Origin of the sequence: Dyadobacter sp. SG02 (genome assembly GCF_900109045.1) — a bacterium.
Classification (GTDB): Bacteria; Bacteroidota; Bacteroidia; order Cytophagales; family Spirosomataceae; genus Dyadobacter.
The window spans coordinates 710,893-735,354 of the sequence record NZ_FNYL01000002.1 but is presented as its reverse complement, the minus strand read 5'-3'; the positions used below and the strand labels follow the sequence as shown (position 1 = coordinate 735,354).

Here is a 24,462-nt window from a genome sequence, read left to right as displayed (position 1 = left end):
AACTACTAGCAGAAAGCCGCGGGTTGCTTGTAGACCCGCAGGCCTTTGCACCAGCTGTAAAGTACCTGAAAGAACCTGGGGGTAGTAAGGATTTTCCAACGTTTCCGTTCTGCCGGTCGCTGGCTTGGGGTGTCTCCCGCACCCGGGCCTCGCGTAGACGATGCGGCCACGACGATATCGAGCGCGCCGTTGGTGAGATTGTAAATGTCTTCACGAAGCTCGTCGAGCAGGCTGGCTGCGCGGCTGCGGAGGTGGTGACGGTCGGCGATCTGGATGGTGGTATTGACGGCGAAATCGTAAATTTCCTGCGAAAGCTGGTCACAAAGTTCGCATAAATCTGCCCGGCGTTCGGGCAGGACAATGCTTCTGGACTTCATTTCCTGGATTTTACGCTCGGTTTTCGTGACCAGTTCGGCCCGGATTTCATTCAAATTCATGTTAGGGTGCTGTTAGAGGAGTTCATTGTGAACGCATGAACGTTCTCAGAAATATTATCAATATTTTCATAGGATCAAAGGTTTTAATTTTTTTCTAATCCACATCGGTCGGCTCCGGCTTCCTTATCCCCTACTTTTAACACTTCATCATTGGGATCAGGAATGTTTATAGGCTACTTGCCATACGGGGCAGAAGACACTTTCTTAGCAAAACTTCAAACGGCGGGATGCCATCAAATCGTCCGGGAACAGCAAGCAGAGGGCCAGTCCGGCCTTTCGGATGTGGTTAGCGGGTTAAATGAAGGGGACGTCCTCCTGCTTTGCCACAGCAGCCACGCCGGTTCGGAGGCCGATTTCCTGCGTATACTTGTGCAGGTTGGCCGTAAATGCGCCCATTTCGTTTCCATAGACGAAGGCTTCGACACCCTGCGCGACACCGCCCTTCATTACGCGGAAGCGGCTCGCTGAGTGCGCTTCCCGGCCGGTTTTCCATTAAATAAATATTGTGGGTAAACCGCGTCACCGCCTGTAAATAATAGTATTTGGTATTGGAATTTTATTATATTTATCCCGTCCGGCGCATCATCACATGCACGGGCGGAACCGCTTCCAACCACCCAAATCAGTATTCCACATGAAAGCATTATTTACTCGTAAAATAGTAGCGTCGATCTGCATTCTGATGATGGCCGGCCTTCCCTGGTCGTGTATTGATGACCACGAGCCGCTGAAAACCGTCACTTGTTCCTGCGACATCCTGGACAACAGCGGCCCTATCGGTAAAGACACCAGAACATTGGATTGCCCCGGCGGCACGGCTGTGTGTACTTGCAAAGGCCTTCAATTCAGGGGAGGAATCGATCAGTTTTATTGCAACTGACCGGGCTGAAACAGGAAGTAGTACCACTCAAAAATTCACGGTATTTCGTAAGCCATTAGGGATTTGACGAAATATCGTGTCTTTTTTTGTGAGCTACGCTTAAAATTGCATTGATAACCATCATCTTAACTTTTGGCATAGGTATTGTTTTTCAAAAAGCATCCTATCCATAGCTCAACATGATGAACCGCCAATCTTTACCGGACGATGCCACGCGTACCATGCTGCATTCGGTCTCGCAAGCCGTCGGGCTCCTCCGCGAAACCGACTTTGCACCTGATGCGCCTACCGAGGACACCGCTGCCTTGCTGCAATCGTTGGGAATCCGGGCCCGGCCGACAACCGGGCAAGATAGTACGACCGGCGCGCGCGAGGTGGGCAAATGGCGTGATATTGTTTCAAAAGTGGGCATAGAAGCGCTTCAAAAGCTTTTTTCTCAAACCCGTGTCATTCCCTTTTCCGAATGGACGGACGTCGGTCAGGCGGCCGATCTCTGGTATGGCCTGCTCTCCGGGGTGATCCGCCCGCTAGGGCGCAACGACTGGGAATTCATTTTCTACCTTGGCAACCCTGCGGGCAGTAATTTCTTCGATGTGGACGAGATCCTCGATGTAATGGGCAGCTTCACCCGGACCGGCAACGTGACGCTGGCGCTCGAAGAGCGGGAAGTCTCGGTCCTGTGGTCGATCCTTTTCGGCGCTAAATCCGCGCCGGAGTTCGACACGCAAGACCCGGAAGCCAGGGCGCGCTACCGGGCTATCTTCCAAACGCTGGACATCCGGCGCCTCATCGTGTATTCCGAGAGCCACGGTGTGCTGATCATGCAGGACTCCTATTTCGACCTCACCCGCCCTCCCGTGCCCGCACATACACATAATGCGTACGAGCGGGCGAACTTTATCGAAGGCTATGCCTTGGGCCTGCAAAACGGCATGGAACCGGCGCGTTGCCTGGCGTTGGGCATTGCCACCTCGGGGTCCGTTGCGGAGGGCAGTACGGTTCCGGCTAAACAGGAAGTATTGCGCTTTTTGTCCGAATGGGCAGGCGACATTTGAATGCAACCGTTCACCGCTGATCAGTGGCTGCTCCTGACGGGTGGCCTTTTTGCATTCCAACATTTATTAAATTCGTACAACTGCTACCGCCAAGGAACCGGCACTACTTTCGCCGGACGCCATCGGCCCGGCAACCATATCCAATTATGAAAGCAAATACTCAACACGGGAACGACGCGCAGGCTATTCTACCCAGGGATTTCGAAACCAGGGAATTCCTGGAAAAGCAGCGGAAGATATTGCTCGACCTGAGCGACGATATCACACAGATCCGCGATAAGAATGACCTGATCGTCCTGTTTTCTTCACGCATTAAAAACCTTTTCTATTTCAAACACACGATCGTAACCCTGATCGACGCGGAACGGACTTCCTATCACCCCTTTCTGCTCGACCCAACCTCGTCCCCGATTCAGACCCACCCGGCCTATGCCGCGCTCATCGATGCCGACTTCCCGCTCAGTGGCGCATTTATCGAGGAAGTGCTCGATGCCGGCAAACCTGTTTTGCATTGTATGGAAGATGTGATGGACCTTCCCGGCAGCCCTACCTTCCTGCGGATCAATTATGAAGGCGGCATCCGGGAGATCCTCATGACACCGCTGAAAAGCAAAAATGAGACGATCGGCTTCCTGCATATGTACACCGATCGCCCCGGCAGCATTACCGAAGAGTTCATCAATATTATAGAAAGCATTGCACCGCAAATTTCCAGCGCGGTGACCAATATTATCAAGAACGACGAGATCAGGGAAAAGGAATGGATCAATGAAATTCTCCTCGAATGCAGCATTGGCCTCGCGGCCGTGCGCACCCGGCAGGAGCTCGCCGCAGCGGTACGGGCGACGCTCATCCGGTTCAACCTCATGCGCGGGTTCGGTATCCGGCGGATCAACCCCGATCAGGAAACGATGACCACCGTTGTTCATGACCTGGGAATCAGTAATCTTTCCGATGCCGAAGTAGCCGAACTGACGCAAAGCCGCTTCCCGATCCACGACGGCTTACAAAACCGCGTGCTCGACAGCAGCATACCCTTGCAGGTGAATGTCGACGCGGAGATCAGACGTGGCATTACCAGCCGGTACCTTTTCCTGTGGCAGGCGATGGGCCTGAAAACGATGGTGGGGATTGCCCTGCGAAATGGCGATGTGACCCACGGGCTGCTCTGGCTGGGCATCGAGCAGGCCAACCTTTCGCTCTTGCAGGCGATCGGCTCCCAGATTTCCATCGCGATGTCGAATGTACTGGCGGCGGAGGAAATCATCGAGCGCGAACGTGAAAAGACTTTCCTCCTCGGTTTCAGCAATGAAGTCGCACGCGTACGCACGAAGGAGGATTTGAAGAATGCGGTGTTCAAAGTGCTGAGCCGCGTCCTGAATGTGAAGCTGGCGATGATTAACCTGATCGAAGACGATAATGTTACTTTGAAACCGTTCATGTACGACCGGACGCTCTTCGAAGACGCACTCGAACAATTCGATGCATTGGTAGCCGCTTCCAATACCATCGACGAACCGATTGCCGCCCGGGTACTGGCCGCCGATGATCACATCATCCTGAAAGTCGCCGAGGAACTGGAAACTTGTCCCGAAAACCCCTTCGTTCGGCTATGGGCGAAAACGGGGCTCAAATACATGTTCGCGGCACCGCTGCGCAGCGCCCAGGCCGACCTCGGCACGCTATGGTTACTGACCGACAGCCTGAAAAGCGAGCTGCTCCAAGGCATTTGCTCGCAAATCTCCACCGCCATTGCCAATATTCAGGCCAATGAAAAGATCCTGGCGTACAAACGAATGCTCGAAATGGAGAACAGCCAGTTGAAAGAGCAGATCAAACGGACTTATAATTTCAATGAAATCGTAGGAAGCGGGCCGGAAATGCAGCAGGTATACGAGCTGATCAGCCTTGTTTCTGAATCCAATTCGACCGTGCTCATCACCGGTGAGACCGGCACGGGCAAGGAGCTGATCGCCAGGGCCATTCACAGCGCCTCGCCGCGCAAGGACAAGCTGATGATCAAGGTCAACTGCGCCGCATTACCGGCCAATCTGATTGAGAGCGAACTGTTTGGTCATGAAAAAGGCGCATTTACGGGCGCATTGGAACGACGCATCGGTAAATTTGAGCTGGCCGACAACAGCACGCTTTTCCTGGACGAGATCGGTGAAATGCCATTGGAAGCACAGGTGAAGCTGCTGCGTGTATTGCAGGAAAAAGAGCTGGAAAGGATCGGCGGCAAAACGACCGTTAAAGTAAATGTCCGCATTATCACCGCCACCAACCGCAACCTGGAAGAGGAAGTGAAAGCCGGACGGTTCCGCTCCGACCTTTACTACCGCCTCAATGTGTTCCCGATCCACCTCCCGCCCCTGCGCGACCGTCGCGACGACATTATCCCCCTCGCGCATTTGTTTGTGGACCGTTACAGCAAGGCAACCGGCCGGAAAGTGAAGAAGATTTCGCCCAAAGTATTGCACGAGCTCACGAGTTACCCCTGGCCGGGCAACGTGCGCGAACTCGAACATTTGATGGAACGGTGCGTATTGCTCTCGACGGAGCCGATGATCCGGGAGGTGTACCTGCCCACCAAAAACATAGGCGCGGAAGTCCAGTCCATCGCCATGATGGGCACATTGGAAGATGTGGAGCGCATACACATTATCGAGACCATCAAACGGTGCCGCGGGAAGCTCGCGGGACGCGGCGGGGCCGCCGAATACCTGGGTATGCCGGCCACTACGCTGCATTCGAAAATCAAGAAACTGGGCATTACCAAACGCCAGTACCTGGCCGACTGACCCGGTGCGCTACGGATCGCGCGATATTTAAAGCCGATGCATGTCATTAGACGAAATATCGCGTGATTTTTAATTAAAATAAATACATAAACAACTGATTATTAGTATATTAATACTTTGGCACGGCGATTGATTCCTATTAAGTGTTTTCAAACCAAAATCTTTAACACTCATGAAAATCGTTGTCATCGGCGGAAGCGGCCTGATCGGCTCCAAAGTCGTAAATAATCTTAGAAGCCTGGGCCACGAGGTGATCGCCGGTTCACCCGATACCGGCATTAATACCATTACCGGCCAGGGATTGGCAGAAGCACTCGATGGTGCCGGGGTGGTGATCGACGTGGCCAATTCGCCTTCCTTCGAAGACCAGGCCGTGCTCGATTTCTTCACTACCTCCGGCCAGAACCTGCTGGCTGCCGAAAAGGTCGCCGGCGTGAAACACCACATTGCATTGTCCGTAGTAGGTACGCAGTTGCTTTCGGACAGCGGCTACTTCCGGGGCAAGATCGCGCAGGAAAAACTGATCCGCGAATCGGGTATACCCTATACCATCGTGCATTCAACGCAGTTTTTCGAGTTTCTGGGCGGCATTGCGCAAGCGGCCACGCAGGGGCAGATCGTGCGGCTGTCGGCAGCGTACGTGCAACCTATTTCCTCTGACGACGTGGCGTCGGCCGTGACGGAAGTGGCCCTCGACATGCCCCACAATGGCGTGATCGAAATTGCCGGACCGGAGCGTTTCAGGCTCGCGGAGCTGGTGCAAAAATTCCTGAACCTCAAAGGCGATACCCGCTCGGTGGTGACCGACGCCCAGGCCAGGTATTATGGTGCATTGCTTTCAGATGTGGTACTGCTCCCCGCAGGCGACGCGCGCGTAGGCTCCGTCACGTTCTCGGATTGGTTCGAGGCTGTGAACGTATAGACTTTACAGTAAGCATTTATTTCATTATTTATTTCTAAACCATAAACAACAACTACTATGAACCTGTTTATGCAAATGGTGCACGACAACGGCACCCAGGACAACTACAAACGCCAGGTCGAGATACTTTCGACAGAGCTCCATCACCATGAGGACCATACCGCCGACGGCAGCGAGTTCATGGACGATGCGCTCCGTATGAACGAGCAGCTCCTCGACGACGACGAGTAACCGCACCGCAAGCCGCGGACAGCTTACATCGTCTATGGTCAGGCCGTCAGGCCCATGGTCGGCGGTCAGCAAGTCCCCCGGCACGAATAGTATAGTACAGTTTTTCAAATTCAGTCATGAAGCATTTAGAGGTATCCAAGGTATTTCAAACCACCAGTTCGGGTGACGGGCAGTTTGCAGCAAGGAAAGTCCGCTCGATCCATTTCAACGGGTTGCTGGACCCATTGATCGGTTTCGATCATTTCGAGTTGACGTCCGATGTTTTCGGCCCGCACCCGCACGCAGGCATGTCGGCGGTAAGCTATCTTTTTGAGGATTCCGGGCATTACCACAATCTCGACTCGTCCGGGACCGACATTATGATCACGCCGGGCAGCCTGATGTGGACTGCGGCGGGCCGGGGCATTGTCCACACGGAATTCCCCGTGCCCGAAGGCGCCCGCATACACGGCATGCAGATATTCGTGAACACCGCCGCTAGCCGCAAACAGCATCTCCCCCAGGCGCTCTTTATCGACCACCGCGACATGCCCGTGGTAAGCGCCAGGGGAACTGCCGTGAAAGTGGTTACCGGCCGCACGGAGGCCGGCAGTAACCCCACCGAAACACCCGACCGCCTGACATTCCTCGATATTTCCATTGAACAGGGCCATACGTTCCAGCATGACCTGCCGACGGGGTGGACCGCGACCATTTACGTGGTGTCCGGGCAAGCCGTTTTTGCCAACGACCACAAATCCTGGATCGTGAGCAACGGACAGGTACTGGCCGCGGGCCGCTCCGACCGGCAAGAAGTACTGACGTTAACGGCCATTTCCGACGCCCGGATCATCCTGTTGAGCGGCAAACCGCTCGGCGAGCCCATCTTTTCCGCCGGTGCGATGGCCATGGGTTCCGAAGAAGAGCTCGGCAAGGCCATATCGGATTTTGAAGAAGGCCGGATGGGCTTTATCCGCATCGAAGGGGATGTAAGAACAATCATTTTAGCTACTTAAATTCTCAACCAAACCATGCAATACAGCGTAAAAGTGCTACCCGGCGATTGCTCGGGGATCGTTATCAGCATGCTTCAAGACCTCGCACTGGGGCATTTCATAGAACTCCATCCGGTATCATCCACTACCACCCTGCTCAGCGACGACCAGGTGCTGGAAATGATCGAGGAGGCAGACCTTACCGCACACTATTCCCTTGAAGAAGCCCGGGAAATCCTGCACGTGGGAGCCCGTTATTAATTAATCATTCAATTCCTTTTATTTTTTTATTAACCATTTAATTATCAACACAATGAACGATTTTCTGATTGCTATCCACAGAGACATTACCAGCGCCGATCCGATACCAACTCCCGCGCAAATGCAGGCGGCTATGAAGCCCTACCAGGACTGGGTTGCCGGCATCGGCGCCAAAGGCCGCCTCGTGGCACCTCCCAAAAGATGGGACGTCGACGGCCGCGTGATCAAAAAAGGTAATGAGATCTCCAAAGGGCCATTTGTAGAAAACAAACAATCCATCGGCGGGCTGTTCCTCATCCAGGCGGAGAGCTACGACGAAGCCGTCGAAATCGCGAGCGGTTGTCCGATCATCGAGTACGGCGCCTCGGTAGAAGTGCGCATGGCGATCCCGCCGGTGCAATAATTGCTTGATTGTCAGCCTGAGCGAACCGGATCGCCGGGCGGTCGAAGGCAGTCCGAACGGCAACATAGTACATGCCCTTCGACCGCCCGGCGGCCCGGTGCGCTCAGGCTGACATACAGCTTCTCATTTCCCTTGCAAAATCTCCACACATCCTCCCAAAAGCAATATCGGGCAGTCCGCGGCGATTTCAGCGGCTTCGGTGTAGTCCCGCGCTTCGATGAAAATCAGTCCTTCGATAGCTACCGCATTTTCGGTTACCCCTTCCTGGCTGACGGTAAAGCCCTTCGCATCCCACCGCTGAACGGCCCGTGTGAGTCGCTGGCGGGCGGCGAGGCTGAGGTACCAGTCCTGCCAATGCTTGCGGTACATGAGCAAATCTTCCTCTTCCAACTGCGGGGCATTGCCTCGGTGGTCCCTTCTGAAAACCAATACGAACTCCATGGTGGTTGTGTAGCTAAGTTATCGCAAACACCTGGTTGCAAGCGCTGTGCCAAATAGCCAACCAGCTATTTACAAGCACGTTACCGTTTGGACACAATGCAAAATGACGCGGTATTTAGCCATTTGGCGATGCAAAGGCTAAATACCGCGTCATTTCCGTTTGCAGGTTCAGAAGTAATCTGCCTTGCTGATTTTCAGTTTTTTGATTTTGGAATGAAGGGTTGTAGAGGGAATGTCCAGGAACTCGGCAGCGCCGTCGGCCCCTGAAATCCTGCCTTGAAATTGCTTCAATACTTCGATAATATAGGCCCGTTCCACTTCCGCGAGCGTTCGGCTAAGCGGTACGGCGGCTTTCTCTCCGGGTTGGGGTTTAGGTAAATGGATTTCGCGGACTACGACATCCTCGTTCAGCAACACGCTGCGTTCGATAAGGTGTTCGAGCTCGCGCACATTGCCCGGCCATGCGTAATTTTGCAGTTCCTGGATGACCCTGGGCGAGAAACCGGTTACCTTCCGGCCGGAATTTTTATTATAACGGTCCACAAAGAAATGCGCTAACGGCAGAATGTCGTCACGGCGGTTGCGCAATGGCGGGAGCACGATGGGAAATACATTGAGGCGATAATAGAGATCGGAGCGGAAACGGCCTTCCCGTACCTCTTCTTCCAGGTTGCGATTGGTCGCCGCGATAATGCGTACATCGACTTTGACGGTCGTTTTGCCGCCGATCCGTTCCAATTCCTTTTCCTGCAAAACCCGTAGCAGCTTTACCTGTGCTTCCAAAGGCATTTCGCCGATTTCGTCAAGGAACAAAGTGCTTTCGTTCGCCAGCTCGAACTTGCCGATACGCCGCTCCACCGCGCCGGTGAAGGCGCCTTTTTCGTGCCCGAACAACTCACTTTCGATCAGACTGGCCGGTAATGCGGCGCAATTGACCTTGATCATCAGCTTGTTCCTTCGCGGGGAAGCATTATGGATCGCGCGGGCAATGAGTTCCTTGCCCGTACCCGTCTCGCCCAGAAGCAAAACAGTGGAACCTGAATCGGCCACGAGGGACATTAAATGGTAAACTTCCTGCATTTCGGGGCCGCTGCCCACGATTTCCGAGAAATTGTAGATCGTCCGGATCTGCTCTTTCAGCTGGTCGTTTTCGATTTCGAGCAACTGCTTGTAAGCCAATATCTTTTCATTGGCCCGGATATTTGAAATAGCAATGGAAATCTGTGCGCACAGACCTTTCAGCAAGCCCAGGTTGAGCTCGTCGGAGAGGAAAAACATCGTCCCTACATTTTGCTGGCCCACACGCAACGCCGATGCGTACACGTTTCTCAGTCCCAGCCGTTTCCAGAACGCGATGTAAGCCGGGCTGTTGCCCTTTCGCTCCTCTTCGGCGATATCGATCACGATCGGCTCTTTGCTCGCGAGCACCTGCGCGAAAAAGTACTCGTCGACCGTCGCCCGCCGGTTAGCCAGTTGGTCGAACAAATCCATCACATCGCTGAACAGCGAAATGTCCCACAGGTAGGGGGTCAGCGTTTCGCCATCGTCCTCGATCACCCTGATCATCGCCAGGCGGGTGCTCAGCAGTTGTTGCAAGGCGTCGGAAATGGCTACTTCGAGATCAGCTTTTGTGCGTACGGCGGCGATATTCTGGCTGAAATTGAGGAGAAAAGATTTTTCGGCTTCGCGGTTGAGGATTTCCTCGTTGGCGGTAATGTTGCTGGCCGCCGTGGACAGCTGGTTTGCAATTCGTTCGATAATGTGCACCGCGCAATCATCGAACGTGCCTGTTTCATCGGAGAAAAGGATCAGGCTGTGTCTTCGGGCATCTTCGCCCGGCAGGGCTTTGATCATCATTTCCCGCGCACCGGCCGCGTAATGCAGTTTGAACCACACGGGCGCATGCGCTAAGTCGATGCTCTGCATATCGAAGAGTACCGGTCCTTCCGACTGCGCCGCTACATCGTAAATGCCGTCCGCAACCGGATATGGCGTGCTGATCGCCTCGTTATAGGCCGCATAATCCCTGGGTTTCGTATCGGGGTCGGTCAGAAAAGCCTTGTAGGTCTGGTGTACATCGTCGAGGATCGTCATCAAACAGGCTGTAAAATTGATCGCCTTGCGCAGGCCCGTATTGATCACATGCAGAAGGTCCCTCCGGTCGCGCACCTTCACCATTCTGTTGCTCAGTTCGAGTAAAGCGTCGTTGATCCGCTCCTTTTCCGCAAGTTCTTCGCTTTTAAGCATACTATTTTGCCTATCAACAAGTCTCACGACCCCACACGCCTCATCCCCGCACCGGTTGACCTGTTGTTGTGGAATATTCCTTTTCAGTAATCAAATGTGTTACTGGTAAAGATACATGATTTCCTGCTGTTGAAGGTCGTCGACCCATTGATCGATATAATCCATGAGGCATTGCCGGTTAGTCCTGGAACGTTCCTGCGCGGTATCAATGCCGGTCCGCGAGCCGAAAACAATGAGCCCCAGCGCGAGGCAGCGGACGATATCCATCTGCCGGACCAGGCCAATGCAGAAGCCTTCCATAAAATGCTCGCGTCCCTCTGGCGCGATCTCGAACGACGATGCCACCTTTTTGCGGGCCAGCAGCAGTTGGGTCTGCCTCGTAAAAAGCATTACCTGGGTGGCCGAGTACACCATCAGACGATCGATATTGATCGTCCTGAAAATAGAGATGTATTTTCTTTTCAAATCCGGAAAAGTCTGATTGATGACGCTGCCGTATTCGTGCACGCCATTCAACACCATCCAGAGTTTAATGGCCTCTTCTTCGTCGAGTGCGACGGTAACCTGGCCGTACTCCGAAAAATCGGCGATGATATCAATGGCCTCTTCCACCTGAAACGTACGCCGGGTAAGCGGGTCGCCGAGGTAGAAAATAAACTCGATCCCCTGTGTGCCCGCCGGCTTAATGGCGCCTCGCAGCAGACTGGCCCAGAGGTTGGAAGCCCCTGCGAGGCTCGCCCAGTCGTGGAATGCGATCGTGCGGCAATTCATTAAAAACGGTTTCAAAACGTGCGTCACGGCGCTGCTCATGAGGTAGCGCCATTTGTCCTGTTCGTTGCCGGTATGCGGGATGCCCGCGCTCAGGCGGTGCAGCGAGCTCATGTCCTGCACGGTATTCAGCGTCAGGTTGCGGATTCCGATCAGTTGCAGCACTTCGGGCAGGGCCGATTCCCGCACGCCCAGAGGGTGTACGCCAAAATCCCAGACTGAAAAGTCCGGGGAGCCGCTGGGCGTCGGGCGGCGCAGGTAGTAATGCGGCAATGCGGCAAGCGAGAGTAACTGGCCCCGCATGGCGGTAAGGATCGGGCCGGGGTTCAAAATTTCGAGGTTAAGTGTTTCCATTTTGAGGTTTGATTGAGGTTAAAGGACAATGTTGTTATGAGCCTGCAAATCTTCGGGCAGGTTATTTTCACCGAGCATTTCACGGAGCTCGATATTCAGTTGCTGGCTGATCTGCGAAATAGGCACGTCGTTGGCGCTTCCTTCAAAGGGATTTTCGGTACTCTCCCCCACCTGTTCGAGCGAAATGTACATCCACGAAATGAGCATGCTGAACGGGATCGTCACCCAGGCCATATACCCCCGCAGCGGCGCATCCACGACCTCGTTGAGCAAATCGAAATCATGCACGATGCCGAATGGCAGCATAAAGCAGAACGTCCACACGAAAATGTTGTTGATCACCGCGTATTGCCGCGGGTAGGGCGAATCTTTGAGCTGCTCGCATTTCGCCTGCAAACCGTGAAAATCTTTCAGCATCTGTTGCAATACCGAGTACTGCACCGCGATCACCTCCCCGTTCGCATTCAGTGATTTGATGGCTTTGCTTTGCAGTGAGAGTATTTTCCCGATCCTGTTTCGCGAACCTAGCACCGGTTCCAGCTCGTGGTCGGGCAGGAGTGCTTTCAGTTCGGTCTCCACCGTCTTTATTCGTTCTGGGATGTGGAAAAACCTTTGGTACTCTTTGTTATGGCTCTTTTCATTGCTTTCCCAAACGCGGTCCTCGCGGAGGTAATAGCGTAGCGCGGTGAGCCAGGCCAGGTGGCGGTAAATCAGTGCCCTGCTTTGGTCGTGATTATCCAGAAAATCAATGCTGATCGTGCCCCAGAAGCGGCTAAGGCTCAGGATATCGGTCCAAAGGCGTTGCCCCTCGGCGGCGCGGTTGTAGGTTTGGGCATTCTTGAAGCCTACCGTAAAAGCCGTAGCTGTACCCAGCAGCGCCACTACCGGCCACGGCACATTCAGCCATTTCAGCCCCCATGTTTCATGAATCACCACGGCAAAAAGTCCGAAGAGAAAGAGTATGTAAGTGTTCCGCCGGGTCCAGACCAGAAATTCACCCAACCGGTAAGATTTGCCTACGTGCATTGTATTCAGGTATTTGTTTTAGAATTAAAATATAAGGTTGCTTAATGTTGCCGCGAAGCCAGCTCCCATACTGCCGCCGCAAATGCGCGCGGATCTTCCTGTGGGAGGTTATGCCCCGCACGCGTTACAATGCGATGCTTCCGCTCGCCCGAAAACCGGACAGCCGCCGCCTTGCCGTCCGTCGCAGGTACCACGCCGTCGGCACCACCGTCGAGGGTAATCGTCGGTACGGTGATCGCGGGTTGCGCGGCGAGGCGTCGCTCGATGTCTTCGTAATGCGGAAATCCTTTGGCGTACCCCAGCCGGTGGCGGTAAGAATGAATGGTAATGTCCACGTAATCGGGGTTATCGAATGCGGCCGCGCTGCGATTAAACGTCGCGTCGTCGAAATTCCACGCGGGCGAGTTCCGCTTCCACATGAGGTGGGCGATCTCGCGGCGGTTGGCGGTCAGTCCGGCATGGCCGCGCTCGGTGAGGAAATAGTACTGGTACCAGAAAGCTGCCTCCATACTGGCTGGTAATGGCTGCGAGGCTTTGGCAATATCCTGGATCAGGTAGCCGTTCACCGACACCAGGCCTGCGCAACGCTCCGGCCAGAGCGCGGCCGCCACGCAGGCGGCCCGCCCGCCCCAGTCGTACCCGGCCAGCACGGCGCGCGGGATATTCAATGCATCCATTAACGCGATCACATCCTTGCCGACGGCCGCTTGTTGCCCCGCCCGCGGGGTCGCGTCGCTCAGGAAACGCGTGGTACCGTGCCCGCGCAAATGCGGCACGATCACCCGGCACCCGCGCGAGGCGAGCAGAGGCGCCACTTCCTCATAGCTGTGGATGTCGTAAGGCCAGCCGTGCAGCAACAGTACGGGTATTCCGTTTTCCGGCCCCAGCTCGGCGTAGCCAATGGACAGCTCCCCTGCTTCGATCTGCCGAATGGTTCCCAGCGGGTCGTGCTGCCGGGTTTCGAAATTGCCGGCAACTCTCCTGCCTGCGCGGTACATGTGTATGTACGAGGCCTGCGGCAGCATAAATGGCCCCGCTGCCAATGTAAGCACAGCATTGTCCAGGAAATTCCGGCGACTGTATCGGGCACTCATGATGTATGCGGTTTAAGATCAGAAGAAATTCCCGGCCACCTTGTCGACGAAGTGAAAGGTGACCTGGGAACATTTGAAATCGTGCTTATTTCGAAGCCAATCCCTGCGTATCGACACTGCTGGCGGCATTGGCGATGAAAGCGGCCACTTTTGAAGGCTGCGACAACATCGGTACGTGGCTGGAATTCAGTTCGAGCGACTTTGCACCTATTTTCTTAGCGCGTGCACGTTGCAGACCGGGGTTGATCATCCGGTCGTTGCCGGCTACTATGAACCACGATGGTTTATCGTGCCATGCGGCTTTGGTCACCTTCTCATCAGTCGTGAATGCCGCCCATTGGCCTTGTGTGGCGAGGATCACCTTGCGGTCGGCCATAGGCAGGTCTTGTGCGAAGTCTTCGAAAATGCCCTTCGGGGTCAGCGTCAGGAAGCCCGCCGCATCGGCCCGGACCTGTTCATTACCCGGTCCGGGTGTAGCGGTTTTGGCTACATCGTTCAAAGACTCGCCATTATCCGGCGCGAACGCTGCTACATATACGAGACCTGCCACTTTCGGGTCATTGCCCGCCTCAGAGATCACCACGCCGCCCCAGGAATGGCCGACCAGCAACACCGGCCCGTCCTGCAATGCGATGATGCGTTTGGCGGCGGTCACATCGTCGTTGAGCGATGTAAGTGGATTTTGTACCGCGGTCACTTTGAAGCCTTTCGCTTCGAGCAGCGGGATCACTTTCGCCCAGCTCGAACCGTCGGCGAATGCGCCGTGTACCAGTACGATGTTTTTGACGCCTTTTTTGGGTTCTTCGGGCTTTCTTCTCGATTCGATCTGTTGCCGTGAAACGAATGCAAGTAATGCGGTAGCGACCATACCGATGGCGATTGAGCTAAATTTTAACATGGTATTCAATGGATTAGGGGTGAATTTTTGAGAATTTTTGTTGACTAGCCCAGGTATTTTTTGAGCTCCGCGCCGATCTGCCGGATGTGCGAACGAACGGCGGGTAATGTGGCCAGGCCATTCAGCAATCCGAAATCGTGGATCATTCCATTGTAGCGGACGGTCGTCACCGGCACGCCTGCTTCGTCGAGTTTGCGGCCGTAGGCTTCGCCCTCGTCGCGGAGAATATCGTTTTCGGCCGTCTGGATGAGCGCCGGCGGCAGGCCTTTCAACTGCTCCAATGTGGCTTGCAGGGGCGAGGCGTAAATGGTTTTACGTTCTTCGGGGTTCTGGATGTAGAGGTCGTACATCCATTTCATCAGCGATGCGCTCAGGAACCGGTCTTTTCCGAATTTGCGGTAGGATTTGGTTTCGAAATCGGCATCCACGATCGGCCACATCATCACTTGCAGCTTGATTTCCGGCCCGCCTTTTTCCTTCGCCATCAGACAGGTGACAGTGCTCATATTGCCGCCTACGCTGTTGCCCACAATGGCCATGTTGCTGCCGTCGACATCGATCATGTGCCCATTGTCCGCCACCCATTTCGTAGCTGCATAAATTTCGTTGATCGCCTTCGGGTACCGCGCCTCCGAGGTGCGGGAGTAGTTGACAAAAACCGCCGCCATACCCGATTCGAGCACGATGTCGCGGACCAGCCGGTGGTGTGTCGGGAAGTCGCCGAGTATCCAGCCGCCTCCGTGGATAAACATGAACACGGGCAATACGCCTGTCGCATTTTCGGGGCGTACAATGTGGAGGTCTACCGTGTAGCCGTCGCTGGTAATGGTTTTCAGGTCTATTTTAATTCCGGAAACATCTACTTCTACCGAAGCCTGCGCATTAGCCAGCCCTGCCTGGGCGTCCGCCAGCGGAAGCGTTTCGAGGGCGGGTCCGCCGGAGTTGTTGACGATTTTCAGAAATTCCCTGACGCCGCTGGACAGGTTAGGATCGGTAGCGTAGTCTTTGATCACGTGCTTTTTTTGTTTCTTTTTCATTTTGGTTAAGTTCTCTTTTAACTGATTGCTGGTAATTCCCCCCTCATTGAATCACCGTGTTGCTGATCGGACTTCGCGGGAACGGCGCGCCGACGTTGGTTTGTCCCGTGCACGAACGGATGGAAAGTGCACACCCCTTACAGCAGCCTCGGTGAGCTGGCATCCGTCATCTTCGTTTCGATGAAAGAGAAACCGAAATCTAATGCTGACTTGTTGTTTGCATTGGTGCCCGGGCAGATTGTCAGACTGTATCACCAGTGAAATCCGTCCGGACATTATATTTCATTGCAAGGCGCGTGCCATTATTTTAAATAATTGATTTACAACTATTTAAAATAAAATTAACTACAAAATTCAATACGATATTTCGTATAATTACGTGTTATGGCGCTAAATACAGTGTATGCCGCACCATACCAAACGCCGCTATACAGGTTGCAGCAGCGGCAACGTCTGAATAGCCGGTCGGGCAGTACCACGTTATGTTTCACGGCATTTTCCACCAGTAATTGTAACGTGAGCGGCGGCAGTAATGCTTCGCTATGCGTTTCCACAGCCAGCAAATCGGTATGGACGCTATTCCCGTAACGCGTGCGCAGAATGTCGGTACGACGGAGATGTCTGACAAACGTATAGAAAATGGTGAGATTGGTGCCCGCCAGTACAATGTAATAGCCGGGCAGGGTCATGAACGGGTAGGGTGATATTCAGACGAAAATACATAAAAGTCGTTTCATCCCCTTCATTTTACAGTTCATCTGAGTGAGCGTAGGCAACGGAGAAATGCGCGGCTAATTTTGTCCCATTCGAAACGAATACTATTAGCCATGAAAATTCAACGTATACTTTTTGCCACTGTTCCCCTCGACGGGCATTTCAGTCCGCTTACCGGCCTGGCCGTTCACCTCAAACAACTCGGGCATGACGTGCGCTGGTACGTGGGCGGGCACTACGGGGCGCGCGTCGCGAAGCTGGGCCTCGTGCATTACCCGAGCGTGAAGGCGCCGGTGATCAACCAGGAGAATATGGACGAGCTGTTCCCCGAGCGGAAAAAGATCAAAAACCCGATCGCCCGCGCCCGCTTCGATGTGAAGCACACGTTCCTGAGTCCCATTCCGGGGTATGTCGACGATCTCGTGCAAATCCACAACGAATGGCCGTTCGACCTGATCGTGTACGACCTGGCCTGCCTGGGGGCATTGTTTGTGCAGGAATTACTGGCAGTAAAAGGCGTCGCCGTGGGTGTGCTGCCGTTGTTCGAAAGCGCATCGAACCCGCCTTCCGACGATCCCGGACAAAATGCAATCGCCAGGTCACTGACGCGCTGGGCGAAACGTGCCAAAATCCATTTTCAATTCAACATCATTATGAAGCCGTGCAGCGTCATGTTCAATGAGCTTCGTGCCAGATACGGACTGCCGCAGGAGCCCGGCTTTATGTTCGACGCGGTGTTCCGGAACGCGAACCTCTACCTGCAAAGCGGCGTACCGGGTTTCGATTACCCGCACCGGAAACTGAGCCCGAATGTCCGGTTTGTCGGGCCGCTATTGCCTAATAAATCAAATGGGAAGGCTGTTTTTGCACAAGCCGGTGAGACATTGAAATACAAAAGGGTCATTCTGGCAACACAGGGCACATTCGAGCGGAATGTAGAGAAAATCATTGTCCCGACGTTGGAAGCCTACAAAAACGACCCCGATACAATGGTGATCGTTACCACAGGCGGCTCGGGAACAACCGAGTTGCGCAAGCGCTATCCGCAACCCCATTTCCTGATCGAGGACTTCATCGATTACGACGCCATAATGCCTTACGCGAGCGTGTACGTCACGAACGGCGGTTACGGGGGCGTAATGCTCGCGCTGCAACACAGGCTGCCGATCGTGGTGGCAGGCGTTTATGAAGGCAAAGACGACATTGCGGCGCGCGTACAGTCCAACGGCGTCGGGATCGACCTCAAAACCGAGACACCCAAAGCCGGCCAGATCCGCCGGGCCGTGGAGACAGTACTAGCCGACCACCAATACCGGCGGCAGGCGCAGCAGCTTAGTGAGGAATTTCGGAGCTACCCGGCCAATGAAATCGCCACAGGCTTTATCGGGCAGCTCCTTTGAACGGGCAGATTACCGGGAAGCTGAGACTTCCTCTTTCCGCGGTGCTCCCATGATCATCTTTTCAATGGAAGCCATTTTCGCGTCCATGGCTTCCAGTTTTGCTTTCAGGCGGTCATTTTCTTCCTGCAAGTCCCTGGTGCGTTTTTCAAGTGCCTGGATGGCGGCCATATTGACGCCGTCGATATCCAAGGAGTTGATCGTCGTATCGTTCCCGATGCCGTCCAGACCAAATGCCGCATAGAAATCCTGCGCCATCGGGCCGATGTGCCTGGTGGTTGCAGGCTGACTCTTGTAGTTCCAGCTGGTAAGCGGGAGCTGTGCTACTTTTTGAAGGACGTTTTCAGTATTCAATACTTCGAAATTCTCCTTTTTCCGCCGGTCGCTTACTCCACTCCAAGATCCGCCGCCGGAAAAAATTTCGACGCCGCTCGTGAGGCCCTGATTGGTAAACACACGTGCACCTCCGGCAAAACGCATGGTGAGCTGGTTATTTGCAGTACTATATGCACTATCGCTACTAAAACCTGCGCTGGCGTCGCTGATCACGAAAGACCCCTGGTGCTTCACGCGTGCGTTCTTGCCAAGCGCAAAGGAAAAATTCCCCCGCGCACTGTTTTGCAGGCCTATTGCGATTGCAAATGATCCATAAGCAATGGACGGGCCTATCACGACCGAGGCGAGCCCGCCCGCGATCGACGACGGACCAATGGCTACGGCATCATCGCTGGTGGCCTGCGCACCGCTGCCTAATGCGATGGCGCCTACTCCGGTAGCCGTTCCATTGAATGCCAACGCGCGGTCTGCCGCCGCCGTACCATTATTCCCCAGCGCTACCGACGCTTCACCGCTTGCGGTAGTCGCCAGGCCGACCGAGAAAGAACTTGCCCCGGCGGCACGCACGTGCTGGCCCGCTGCGAACGAGTAGTTGCCTACATTGGGAGCATCCCAATAATTACTTGAAAATGAACCCACATACCCTACGCGGAACGCGGCCTTATCCACATACCACATCAGGCGACGGCCTTCGCCTGTAACAGGTACGGGTTTATTTACCGCCACGTCACCGGACGCAGCGAAAACGACGCTACTGTCGGCCACGTGCAATCCGGCGCGCGGTGTAAGTGTGCCGATACCGACCTGGGCGTAGGCGCAGGAAGAAACAGTTATAAACAGGGAAGCAAATATGATTCGTTTCATATCAAATGGATAAATAGGAAGGTTTATCATTATTCAACAACCAGTTTGTGGTTCACAACACCCTGGCTGGTAGTCAGTTTAAGAAGGTACATCCCCGAAGCAACACCATTCAGACTCACCTGCATGGAGCCGTCGGACAGCGCCGAAGTGCGGGCAGGTATTTGGCGGCCAAGCATATCCCAAAGGCTTACTTCGCTTGCGGGAATACCAGACGAAACCGTCACCATACCCGTCCTACGTGCGGGATTCGGGTATACGCCCGCGAGCTGGCCTGTACCACGCGGTTGCAGGGAAACAGCCCTTGAAAAACTGAAAGTACCATCGAGATCGACCGAACGGAGCCGATAGTAAACCGTTTGCAGCTGGCTTCCGAACGAGCGGTCTGTGAAATAGTAGCGTTGCAGCTCGTTGCTGTTGCCGGCCGCGGCCACGGTGCCAATTTTCTGAAAGCTCCTCGCGTCGAAGCTTCGTTCCACCTCGAAATGCGAAGCATTTTCTTCACTGGTCGTCTGCCATTCGAGCAATGCATTGTTTTCGACTGCTTTGGCATTGAAACTGACCAGCGTCACAGGCAACCCGGCTTCCGGAATGGCGCCGAGTGTGAAGGGGCTCCACGAGGATATCACCTCGCTTGTAACGGTTCCGGCTGTTAGTGTCCCTGTTACATTGTGCCCTTCGTTGAGCCAGCTGCCACCCGTGAGGTGGGCTACGCTGAAAACGTTCGGGTTTTCGGAAACTGTGATCGACGGGTTTTTATAGTCATCATATGTAATGATCACTTTGCCGGTGGCAGTGCCTTTCGGCGCCAGGTCCCAGTATTCCTCATTGTTGTACGCTTCCAACGCAATGTGGGAGCCGCCCGTGGTAGCGAATGGGGCCGTGCCTGCATCTCCATCGAAATACCGCACACTCATACCCGCGCTGTTGTCGGTCAGTTCCACGGTGACCGGCTGATACCTGATGCCGTCCCCGACCGGGTAAACGAAACTACCCGTCCCGGTCTTGACCACATACCCATTGACGTGCCTCTCGTCGGACACACCCGCTACCGATGCGGTATCCCCTATCACCAGTGCGGCCACGGCGTTCGTAGCTTCCACAATGCCATTTAGGAGATTAACCGTCCCGCCAACTTTGATACTGTTGTCCAGCACAATGCCCGCAGCGTTGTCGATCGTCAAAAAGCGCGTGAAATACGTCTGGGTACCACTCACCGTCTGCGTAGCGGTACCGTCTAATATCAACGAGCCCGTATCCACCTCGGCCATCGCCTGGTTATTGACCAGGTTTCCCGACACGAAAACGCTCCCATTATTCGTAAAAGACCCACCGCCCAGTTGCAGGTCGCCTTTTACTTTTAAAATGCCTCCCTGGACGGTAAGCGCCCCGTCGACACTGGAAAAACTCTGCGCGGCCACACTTCCGCCCAACCCGGCAAGAATAGCCAGAATATATATAGTTTTCATTTAGGATCTATTTGATTAAAACACGAAAAGGACTGGATGCGTCAGGCCTGAAAAACCCGGCTTCTACCGGACAGCAGGCGGTGCCAAACCAACATTAAACCGCCACCCAGCGCAAGTACAAGCAGGCCGATACCGGCAAAACCCATCCATGAATTACCGCCGTTGTCGTTTAGTTGCTGGCGAAGTGCCGCATTGTCGGCTTTCAGGCTTTCCAGTTCTGTCGCGAGATGCCGGGTGCGTTCTTCCAGCGCTTTGATACCGGCCAATGCCACGCCGTCGGCGTCCACGGTTCCGATGCCGCGGTTATCGTTGCCCAGTCCGAATGCCGCATAAAAGTCCTGCGCCATCGGGCCGATGTGCCTTATATTGTCGGTTTCCGTCTTATAGCTCCAACTGGTTATCGGAAGCTTCCGGAGCTTTTCCAGAACGTCTTCGGTTGATACCGGCTGGAAGCGATGTTTGCGGTTGACGTCCGAAACACTCGTCCATACACCGCTGGTGGACAGGTAAGCACCAGTAGAAGTGGAAATGACCGCATTGGACTGCCCCCAGTTACTCACTGAAGCGCCGCTCTGGAGTGTTACGCCGGTACTGAGGTTGGACGACGTAAATATGCGAAACCCGCCACTGGTACGCCAGTTGGCCGAGTGGTTTACGCCGGCGCGGATGGTATCCACAGAAGACCGGTCAGCAAACACGAAACTTCCCTGGCGGGCATTCGTATGAGCGTGATAACCCATGGCCACGGATGCGGCCCCGCTCGCGACGTTGTTTTCGCCCACCGCAAAAGATGACTGCTGCGCTGCTGTTGTTCTTAGGCCAAAAGCAGTTGCATTGCTCGCCGATGCCCGCACATCTTGTCCGATCGCCACGGAATAGTCTCCGATATTGGCCGCATCCCATTGCGTACTGTTTACACCTCCTCCGCGGAAAGCGCCCTTTTTTGGGTACCACATCAGGCGTGTACCGGCTCCTTCGACAGGTACGTCAACGCCTGATCCGTCTCCATTGTATTCACCGCCCAACAGAAACGCGCCGTCTTGAAAAACGATCATGTTTTTGTTCTGCGCGGCATCCCGCCCCACCAGGAGGGTGTCCGTCTTTTGTGCATACACGCCCACAGGTGCAAGTAATGCGCATAGTAATACATTCAGGGTTGGTCGCCGCAGGGACAGTTTCACTGATTTTTTGTCAAACATCTTTGAAGTAAAATTTGTATTCATAGTAGAGAAATGGACTAATGCTGTTATAAAAAGTACAACTAATTCCAAAAATACAACTATGATTATGAAATACTTCTAAATAATTCCACATTCGAATTGTAGAACATATCTACAAGGCATTATCCAATTCCGAACGCGCATGTAGTATGATTTAATCGACCTGACCTGAATTTATAACTCACTGATTTACCGCCATTAGCCTTCCGTTAACACAATTTCTTGACCGTTTAATAATTATTTATGCAAAAGCGCCGCGGAAGTTCGTTCCGAGGCGCTTTTGCATATGCTTTTTTTGCCCAATCACTGCGCAAACTTGCGCTGCTTCGTCTCTGTCTCGGTCGGGAAGTCGGATGGAATGGGGATATTCACCTTTCCCGTGGCGGCCCACTGGCTGCCGCGTTGCAGGCAGGTAATGAAGCCAACGCATTCGACGGAGTAATCGGCGTGGCCCAGAGCCATATGGAAAATGCGGCCCTTACCATAGCGCAGGGCTATCAGCATGGGTTCGTTGCGGTCGGTACCGTTATTGGATTTAGGCGAAAACGCGGTACCGAGGATCTGCATATTTTCGGCAGGGCCGCGCAGGCGGTCGTACAATTCGTCGCGGCTGTGGAGCCAGTTGGCCGGCATACCTTTGGTAATAGGGTGATTCGGATCCCGAACGGTGATTTTAAATTCCATTTGCGCACCGTGTGAGCCTGCTTTGCCCGGCTGCGTATCGCGTACTTCCTTGCCGTTCTGGTCGAAATACACGTACGGGCCGTCTTTTTCCGTCCGGTCGCCCCAGCCGCCAAGGCCGATCATCTGGTTGTAGGCGGGCCATTGCGGGAACGAGTTGTTCGCCGCGTGGATCACCACCAGTCCGCCCCCGTTTTTCATGAATTTTTCAAAATCTTTCTGGGCCTCCGCCGACCACGGCACCGCATTCCACCCGAAGTTGCAGATCACCACATCGTAATTGGAAAATTTGGGGTGAAATGTCGAATCGCTTTTAGGCTGCTTTAACGCCTCCGTTGCCGGGCCGTTCTTCACCGGGTATGCTTCCACGAGCTTATCGCCCTGCCAGGTGTACCGCGTGCGCTGGATGTCCACAGCGAATTTCTTACTGTCTTCCAGGTAGTACTTCATCATGGCCGTGATCTTCGGCCATTGTTCGTGGTTGTTCTGCCCATCGACGATAAGCACTTTCAGCGGCGACTTTTGCGCGGATGAAGGAACGGAAACAGTGGCCGCACCAAGCAATGCGAGCAGGAAAATCAGAAGTTTATTTGATGTCATAAATCGACGGGTTATGGGATAATGCACCGGGTACCGGAGGCGCCAAGGTAAAAATAATGTAAGTTTCAAACCAAACACAGGCTGTACCCCTATTTACCCATTACCGGCAATCCGCTCGGAACATTTTCGGGTACCGATTTATCGAAGGAATCGTCATTGAGCGTATTCAAAAACTCGACGATGCGGGAAATATCTTTGAAATTGACGTCCATATGCGTGGCCAACGGATCGACCTGGCCTTCCTTGACATGCGGGTTCAGCAGTTTGCCGCCTGCGATATCTTCGTAAAACATAAGCACCTGATCGAGGGTGGCGAATTTCCCGCTGTGCATGTAAGGCCCTGTAAACCGGAGATTACGGAGCGATGGCGTTCTGAATGCATACTTCTTATCGGCTCCCGGGTCGCTTTCCTTCCGGTTTTCGGTATCGGGCACGCCCAGGGTATGCAATTTAAAATCGGAGAACATCGGGCCGGAGTGGCATTTGGCACAACCCGTCACGAGGAAGGCGTTCATCCCCTCTTTTTCGCCGGTCGATAATGCATTGCTGTCGCCGCGCATATACTGGTCGAAGCGCGTGTTGGGGGCCACGAGCGTGCGCTCGTACGCAGCGAGCGCGCGGGCGAGGTTCAGCTGGCTCACGGGCGACTGCGCTTCCGGAAATGCCACCGAAAACAACCGGCGGTATTCGGGAATGCGCGAAAGTCTTGTTACTACTTCGTCGAGAATACCGGTTTCGTGAAAGCCGTTCCCCCGCATTTCCTCCAATGTCCTGATCGGCTCCAACGCTTGCTGTTCCAGGCCCTTCGCCCGCACATCCCAGAACATCGGTGCCGATGCCGGGTCGTATTCTTCGCCATTTTTCAGCCCGTTGAAGGCCGTATTCAATACGCTTTGGGAGTTTCTTTTGACAAACGGGATGTCGTTCGGGTCCACAAACCGCCGGTTCTGGCCCCTTCCGACGCCATTAACGCCGATGGAAGTTTCGAGGAATTCGGCATAGTTGAACTCGGGCTGGTGGCAGGTAGCGCAGGCCACATCCTTGTTCCCCGAAAGCACCGGATCGAAAAACAGCAACCTGCCCAACGCCACTTTCCCGGGTGTCGAAGGATTATCTGCCGGATCGCTGGCCTTCAATGGCAATGCGCCGAGGTCCGCGATCGTTTCCACGCGGGCTGCTTCCTTTTCGGATGTTGCATCCTGTTCACCGCCGCACGCAAAAAGCGTAGTGGCGGCACCCAGGATCACAATACAATTCTTTACTATTCCAGTCGATATTACTGCCATTCCATTCACCCTATTCAACTCAAACTCCCTTATATAAGGCAGGCAGGAACTGAAATTTACCATTCGCAT

General features: G+C 54.2%; 24 protein-coding genes. 10 read left to right on the top strand and 14 right to left on the bottom strand.

Annotated features, from left to right (window positions below; all coding sequences use genetic code 11):
* Positions 1 to 5: 5 nt before the first annotated feature.
* Positions 6 to 437, bottom strand: a complete 432-nt coding sequence (locus BMW93_RS06575; protein ID WP_090374388.1) for a hypothetical protein — start codon at positions 435 to 437, stop codon at positions 6 to 8.
* Between the two features lie 162 nt (positions 438 to 599).
* Between BMW93_RS06575 and BMW93_RS06570 the strand changes: the two genes are divergently transcribed.
* The 9 genes from BMW93_RS06570 to BMW93_RS06535 all read left to right on the top strand — a co-directional run bounded on the left by BMW93_RS06570 (position 600) and on the right by BMW93_RS06535 (position 7,964).
* The gene (locus BMW93_RS06570; protein WP_090374387.1) at positions 600 to 905 is read left to right on the top strand and encodes a hypothetical protein; all 306 of its coding nucleotides are present in this window, start codon (positions 600 to 602) and stop codon (positions 903 to 905) included.
* Positions 906 to 1,071: 166 nt separating this feature from the next.
* Positions 1,072 to 1,317 carry a hypothetical protein gene (locus BMW93_RS06565; protein WP_143061613.1) on the top strand — a complete coding sequence of 82 codons (246 nt, stop codon included), beginning with the start codon at positions 1,072 to 1,074 and terminating at the stop codon, positions 1,315 to 1,317.
* Positions 1,318 to 1,496: 179 nt separating this feature from the next.
* Positions 1,497 to 2,372 (top strand): hypothetical protein, encoded by an 876-nt coding sequence (locus tag BMW93_RS06560; RefSeq protein WP_090374385.1) that lies wholly within the window; start codon positions 1,497 to 1,499, stop codon positions 2,370 to 2,372.
* 146 nt (positions 2,373 to 2,518) lie between these two features.
* Positions 2,519 to 5,173: a sigma 54-interacting transcriptional regulator gene (locus BMW93_RS35115; protein WP_143061612.1), complete on the top strand. Its 2,655-nt coding sequence runs from the start codon at positions 2,519 to 2,521 to the stop codon at positions 5,171 to 5,173.
* 172 nt (positions 5,174 to 5,345) lie between these two features.
* Entirely contained in the window at positions 5,346 to 6,095 is a 750-nt protein-coding gene (locus BMW93_RS06550; protein ID WP_090374384.1) for an SDR family oxidoreductase, read from the top strand.
* Positions 6,096 to 6,152: 57 nt separating this feature from the next.
* Positions 6,153 to 6,326: a hypothetical protein gene (locus BMW93_RS35380; protein WP_177194030.1), complete on the top strand. Its 174-nt coding sequence runs from the start codon at positions 6,153 to 6,155 to the stop codon at positions 6,324 to 6,326.
* Positions 6,327 to 6,442: 116 nt separating this feature from the next.
* Complete coding sequence (locus BMW93_RS06545; protein ID WP_090374383.1) at positions 6,443 to 7,321, top strand: pirin family protein; 879 nt, start codon at positions 6,443 to 6,445, stop codon at positions 7,319 to 7,321.
* Between the two features lie 15 nt (positions 7,322 to 7,336).
* Positions 7,337 to 7,561 carry a hypothetical protein gene (locus BMW93_RS06540; RefSeq protein ID WP_090374382.1) on the top strand — a complete coding sequence of 75 codons (225 nt, stop codon included), beginning with the start codon at positions 7,337 to 7,339 and terminating at the stop codon, positions 7,559 to 7,561.
* A 52-nt stretch (positions 7,562 to 7,613) separates the two neighbouring features.
* Complete coding sequence (locus BMW93_RS06535) at positions 7,614 to 7,964, top strand: YciI family protein (RefSeq protein ID WP_090374381.1); 351 nt, start codon at positions 7,614 to 7,616, stop codon at positions 7,962 to 7,964.
* Between the two features lie 123 nt (positions 7,965 to 8,087).
* On the opposite strand, the gene BMW93_RS06530 is transcribed toward BMW93_RS06535, so the two are convergent.
* The 8 genes from BMW93_RS06530 to BMW93_RS06495 all read right to left on the bottom strand — a co-directional run bounded on the left by BMW93_RS06530 (position 8,088) and on the right by BMW93_RS06495 (position 16,518).
* Entirely contained in the window at positions 8,088 to 8,405 is a 318-nt protein-coding gene (locus BMW93_RS06530; protein WP_090374380.1) for a hypothetical protein, read from the bottom strand.
* A 168-nt stretch (positions 8,406 to 8,573) separates the two neighbouring features.
* Complete coding sequence (locus tag BMW93_RS06525) at positions 8,574 to 10,652, bottom strand: sigma 54-interacting transcriptional regulator (RefSeq protein ID WP_229240227.1); 2,079 nt, start codon at positions 10,650 to 10,652, stop codon at positions 8,574 to 8,576.
* A 99-nt stretch (positions 10,653 to 10,751) separates the two neighbouring features.
* Positions 10,752 to 11,774 (bottom strand): hypothetical protein, encoded by a 1,023-nt coding sequence (locus BMW93_RS06520; protein WP_090374379.1) that lies wholly within the window; start codon positions 11,772 to 11,774, stop codon positions 10,752 to 10,754.
* Between the two features lie 18 nt (positions 11,775 to 11,792).
* Positions 11,793 to 12,800: a bestrophin family protein gene (locus tag BMW93_RS06515; RefSeq protein ID WP_090374378.1), complete on the bottom strand. Its 1,008-nt coding sequence runs from the start codon at positions 12,798 to 12,800 to the stop codon at positions 11,793 to 11,795.
* Between the two features lie 41 nt (positions 12,801 to 12,841).
* The gene (locus BMW93_RS06510; RefSeq protein ID WP_090374377.1) at positions 12,842 to 13,894 is read right to left on the bottom strand and encodes an alpha/beta fold hydrolase; all 1,053 of its coding nucleotides are present in this window, start codon (positions 13,892 to 13,894) and stop codon (positions 12,842 to 12,844) included.
* 85 nt (positions 13,895 to 13,979) lie between these two features.
* Positions 13,980 to 14,792, bottom strand: coding sequence for an alpha/beta fold hydrolase (locus tag BMW93_RS06505; RefSeq protein WP_090374376.1), 813 nt, complete (start codon positions 14,790 to 14,792; stop codon positions 13,980 to 13,982).
* Between the two features lie 44 nt (positions 14,793 to 14,836).
* Complete coding sequence (locus BMW93_RS06500; protein ID WP_090374375.1) at positions 14,837 to 15,829, bottom strand: alpha/beta hydrolase; 993 nt, start codon at positions 15,827 to 15,829, stop codon at positions 14,837 to 14,839.
* A 341-nt stretch (positions 15,830 to 16,170) separates the two neighbouring features.
* Positions 16,171 to 16,518: a hypothetical protein gene (locus BMW93_RS06495; RefSeq protein ID WP_090374374.1), complete on the bottom strand. Its 348-nt coding sequence runs from the start codon at positions 16,516 to 16,518 to the stop codon at positions 16,171 to 16,173.
* Between the two features lie 138 nt (positions 16,519 to 16,656).
* Between BMW93_RS06495 and BMW93_RS06490 the strand changes: the two genes are divergently transcribed.
* Positions 16,657 to 17,943, top strand: coding sequence for a glycosyltransferase (locus BMW93_RS06490; RefSeq protein ID WP_090374373.1), 1,287 nt, complete (start codon positions 16,657 to 16,659; stop codon positions 17,941 to 17,943).
* 9 nt (positions 17,944 to 17,952) lie between these two features.
* Here BMW93_RS06490 and BMW93_RS06485 read toward each other — a convergent pair whose 3' ends face one another.
* From BMW93_RS06485 to BMW93_RS06465, 5 genes are all read right to left on the bottom strand, one after another.
* On the bottom strand, positions 17,953 to 19,140 hold the full coding sequence (locus BMW93_RS06485; protein ID WP_177194029.1) for a tail fiber domain-containing protein: 1,188 nt from the start codon (positions 19,138 to 19,140) through the stop codon (positions 17,953 to 17,955).
* Between the two features lie 29 nt (positions 19,141 to 19,169).
* Positions 19,170 to 20,606, bottom strand: a complete 1,437-nt coding sequence (locus BMW93_RS06480; protein WP_090374371.1) for a T9SS type A sorting domain-containing protein — start codon at positions 20,604 to 20,606, stop codon at positions 19,170 to 19,172.
* A gap of 41 nt (positions 20,607 to 20,647) precedes the next feature.
* Complete coding sequence (locus BMW93_RS06475) at positions 20,648 to 21,805, bottom strand: tail fiber domain-containing protein (RefSeq protein ID WP_177194028.1); 1,158 nt, start codon at positions 21,803 to 21,805, stop codon at positions 20,648 to 20,650.
* A 324-nt stretch (positions 21,806 to 22,129) separates the two neighbouring features.
* Complete coding sequence (locus tag BMW93_RS06470; protein ID WP_090374369.1) at positions 22,130 to 23,107, bottom strand: ThuA domain-containing protein; 978 nt, start codon at positions 23,105 to 23,107, stop codon at positions 22,130 to 22,132.
* An 89-nt stretch (positions 23,108 to 23,196) separates the two neighbouring features.
* A complete protein-coding gene (locus BMW93_RS06465; RefSeq protein ID WP_090374368.1) occupies positions 23,197 to 24,393 on the bottom strand; it encodes a cytochrome-c peroxidase in 1,197 nt (398 codons plus the stop codon).
* Positions 24,394 to 24,462 lie beyond the last annotated feature (69 nt).

Bases quoted from the DNA above. Each gene is read 5' to 3' on its own strand.
- BMW93_RS06575 (WP_090374388.1), bottom strand. From the start codon at position 437: ATGAATTTGAATGAAATCCGGGCCGAACTGGTCACGAAAACCGAGCGT.
- BMW93_RS06570 (WP_090374387.1), top strand. From the start codon at position 600: ATGTTTATAGGCTACTTGCCATACGGGGCAGAAGACACTTTCTTAGCA.
- BMW93_RS06565 (WP_143061613.1), top strand. From the start codon at position 1,072: ATGAAAGCATTATTTACTCGTAAAATAGTAGCGTCGATCTGCATTCTG.
- BMW93_RS06560 (WP_090374385.1), top strand. From the start codon at position 1,497: ATGATGAACCGCCAATCTTTACCGGACGATGCCACGCGTACCATGCTG.
- BMW93_RS35115 (WP_143061612.1), top strand. From the start codon at position 2,519: ATGAAAGCAAATACTCAACACGGGAACGACGCGCAGGCTATTCTACCC.
- BMW93_RS06550 (WP_090374384.1), top strand. From the start codon at position 5,346: ATGAAAATCGTTGTCATCGGCGGAAGCGGCCTGATCGGCTCCAAAGTC.
- BMW93_RS35380 (WP_177194030.1), top strand. From the start codon at position 6,153: ATGAACCTGTTTATGCAAATGGTGCACGACAACGGCACCCAGGACAAC.
- BMW93_RS06545 (WP_090374383.1), top strand. From the start codon at position 6,443: ATGAAGCATTTAGAGGTATCCAAGGTATTTCAAACCACCAGTTCGGGT.
- BMW93_RS06540 (WP_090374382.1), top strand. From the start codon at position 7,337: ATGCAATACAGCGTAAAAGTGCTACCCGGCGATTGCTCGGGGATCGTT.
- BMW93_RS06535 (WP_090374381.1), top strand. From the start codon at position 7,614: ATGAACGATTTTCTGATTGCTATCCACAGAGACATTACCAGCGCCGAT.
- BMW93_RS06530 (WP_090374380.1), bottom strand. From the start codon at position 8,405: ATGGAGTTCGTATTGGTTTTCAGAAGGGACCACCGAGGCAATGCCCCG.
- BMW93_RS06525 (WP_229240227.1), bottom strand. From the start codon at position 10,652: ATGCTTAAAAGCGAAGAACTTGCGGAAAAGGAGCGGATCAACGACGCT.
- BMW93_RS06520 (WP_090374379.1), bottom strand. From the start codon at position 11,774: ATGGAAACACTTAACCTCGAAATTTTGAACCCCGGCCCGATCCTTACC.
- BMW93_RS06515 (WP_090374378.1), bottom strand. From the start codon at position 12,800: ATGCACGTAGGCAAATCTTACCGGTTGGGTGAATTTCTGGTCTGGACC.
- BMW93_RS06510 (WP_090374377.1), bottom strand. From the start codon at position 13,894: ATGAGTGCCCGATACAGTCGCCGGAATTTCCTGGACAATGCTGTGCTT.
- BMW93_RS06505 (WP_090374376.1), bottom strand. From the start codon at position 14,792: ATGTTAAAATTTAGCTCAATCGCCATCGGTATGGTCGCTACCGCATTA.
- BMW93_RS06500 (WP_090374375.1), bottom strand. From the start codon at position 15,829: ATGAAAAAGAAACAAAAAAAGCACGTGATCAAAGACTACGCTACCGAT.
- BMW93_RS06495 (WP_090374374.1), bottom strand. From the start codon at position 16,518: ATGACCCTGCCCGGCTATTACATTGTACTGGCGGGCACCAATCTCACC.
- BMW93_RS06490 (WP_090374373.1), top strand. From the start codon at position 16,657: ATGAAAATTCAACGTATACTTTTTGCCACTGTTCCCCTCGACGGGCAT.
- BMW93_RS06485 (WP_177194029.1), bottom strand. From the start codon at position 19,140: ATGAAACGAATCATATTTGCTTCCCTGTTTATAACTGTTTCTTCCTGC.
- BMW93_RS06480 (WP_090374371.1), bottom strand. From the start codon at position 20,606: ATGAAAACTATATATATTCTGGCTATTCTTGCCGGGTTGGGCGGAAGT.
- BMW93_RS06475 (WP_177194028.1), bottom strand. From the start codon at position 21,805: ATGTTTGACAAAAAATCAGTGAAACTGTCCCTGCGGCGACCAACCCTG.
- BMW93_RS06470 (WP_090374369.1), bottom strand. From the start codon at position 23,107: ATGACATCAAATAAACTTCTGATTTTCCTGCTCGCATTGCTTGGTGCG.
- BMW93_RS06465 (WP_090374368.1), bottom strand. From the start codon at position 24,393: ATGGCAGTAATATCGACTGGAATAGTAAAGAATTGTATTGTGATCCTG.